The sequence below is a fragment of the Alienimonas chondri genome (genome assembly GCF_013036045.1).
GTDB classification, from domain to species: domain Bacteria; phylum Planctomycetota; class Planctomycetia; order Planctomycetales; family Planctomycetaceae; genus Alienimonas; species Alienimonas chondri.
Genome location: NZ_WTPX01000322.1, coordinates 1 through 1,575 on the forward strand (window position 1 = coordinate 1; position 1,575 = coordinate 1,575).

At 70.5% G+C, this 1,575-nt stretch carries 1 protein-coding gene and 1 pseudogene; both read left to right on the forward strand.

Annotated elements, in window-relative coordinates:
• A partial coding sequence (locus tag LzC2_RS21400) for a V-type ATPase 116kDa subunit family protein (protein ID WP_315854774.1) occupies positions 1–1,037 on the forward strand: 1,037 nt, incomplete at its 5' end.
• A 1-nt stretch (position 1,038) separates the two neighbouring features.
• Positions 1,039–1,479: pseudogene (locus LzC2_RS21405) on the forward strand (ATP synthase subunit C); the annotation flags it as partial.
• Positions 1,480–1,575 lie beyond the last annotated feature (96 nt).

Below are 1,575 nucleotides of genomic sequence, written 5' to 3' on the forward strand. Positions count from 1 at the left end.
TCTGCGACCGTCGCGGACTCGCCCTGACGGTCGAGGCCCCCGCCCCGGCCGACGCCCCGCCGACCCTCCTGAACAACCCGGACCGCCTCGCCGGCGCCGAGGGCTGCGTGACGTTCTACATCACGCCCGGCTACCGGGCGTGGGATCCGACGGCGGTGGTCTACCTGTCGTTCGCCCTGTTCTTCGGGATGATCGTCTCCGACGCCGCCTACGGCCTCGTGCTCGGCGTCGGGCTGTTCCTGTTCTGGGGCCGGCTGGGGGCGACGCGGTCGTCCCGGCGGTTCCGCAATCTCGCCGTCGGACTGGTGAGCTTCACCGTGGCCTACGGCGTGGCGGCCGGCAGCTACTTCGGACTCGAACCGCCCGCCGGGTCGCTGTTGGACCGGCTGCGGGTGTACGTCGACGGCCGGCCGATGACGGAGGACCGCAACGCGATGATGGCGATCTCCGTGGCGATCGGCGCGGCGCACCTGACGCTCGCGAACCTGATCGCGGCGTGGAACAGCCGGCGGTCCTCACGCCTGCTGGGCCATCTCGGCTGGGCCGCGACGATCGTCGGCGGGTTCCTGTGGGGGGCCGGGGCGATGACGGGGGCCGCGGCGTTCGCCGACGTCGGGCAGCCCGCGGTCTTGGTCGGCGCCGCGTTCGTGCTGCTGTTCAGCAGCGACCGTCCGCTCTTTTCGTTCAGTCCGAAGACGCACGCCCTGCGGCTGGTCGACGGGGCGATGCAGATCCCCAATCTGACGAAAGCCTTCGGCGACGTGCTGAGCTACCTGCGACTGTTCGCCCTGGGACTGGCCAGCGCCCAGCTGGCGATCACGTTCAACGATCTGGCGTCGCAGTCGTTCCGGGCGGGCGGCGCCGGCGTGGCCCTGGCGCTGGTCATCCTGGTGGCCGGGCACGGGATCAATATTCTGCTGGGTCTGATGGGCGGCGTGGTGCACGGCCTGCGGCTGAACTGCATCGAGTTTTTCAACTGGAGTCTGAACGACGAGGGCTACCCGTTCCGACCCTTCACCAAGAAAGCGACGAGCTGATATGGATAATTTTTGGGTGATGCTGGGTTGGGCGGGCATCTACGGCCCGACCGCCCTGGGGGCGATCGGCAGCGTGATCGGCTGCGCCCGCGCCGGGCAGGCCGCCTGCGGAGCCATGCTGGACGTGGAAAGCGGCTACGGACGCTTGGTCGGGCTCTCCGCCCTGCCCAGTTCGCAGATCATCTACGGGATCGTGGTGATGTTCTCGCTGAACCGGCCCGTGACCGTCGAGGCGTCCGGCGGGCTGTTCGCCGTCGGCATCCTGTGCGGCGTCGTGCTGCTGTTCAGCGCGATGTACCAGGGCCTGTGCTGCGCCTCGGCGATCGTCGCCAGCAAGAGCAAGCCGGAGGTGTTCGGTCTGTCGGCGGCGCCGGCGGCGATCGTGGAGGGGTTCGCCGTGTTCGCCTTCATCTTCGCCCTCGTGGTCTCCGCCGGCATCCCCGGCGGCGCCGACGCCGCGGACGGCGCCGCCGCCCCCGCGGGCGGTGTGCCCGTCGTCCTCCCCGTCGACCCGGTCGAACCCGGCGCGGGCGACGCC